At 55.8% G+C, this 371-nt stretch carries 1 pseudogene; it reads left to right on the forward strand.

The annotated features are described in order from the left end of the window. A pseudogene (locus ACG2F4_RS19465) lies at positions 1 to 371 on the forward strand (hypothetical protein); the annotation flags it as partial.

Raw genomic sequence — 371 nt, forward strand, 5'->3', positions numbered from 1 at the left:
AGCGGCACCCAGCGGGCGGCGATCAATCCCGCCGACGGGCAGTACTACCTGGCGGGGCTGACGGGCTGGGATGATGCGTTTGCCCAGAAGTATGGCTCCTTCGACCGGATCCGCTACACCGGCGGCGAAGGCTTTGTGATGGATGCCGTAAATGTACGGTCCAACGGTATTGCAATTACATTCAATCAGCAGCTGGATGCAGAAATAGCCACCCAAGCCAGCAACTACATGATCAAACAGTGGAACTACCGCTGGAAAGAGCGGTATGGCTCGGAGGACTGGTCGGTGAAAAATCCAGAGCAAACCGGCCAGGATGATGTTCCCGTACAAGGCGCAGAGTTGTCTGAGGATGGCAAAACGATTCTGATTCA

Source organism: Halalkalibaculum sp. DA3122 (assembly GCF_043951865.1).
Classification (GTDB): Bacteria; Bacteroidota; Rhodothermia; order Balneolales; family Balneolaceae; genus JAMQKA01.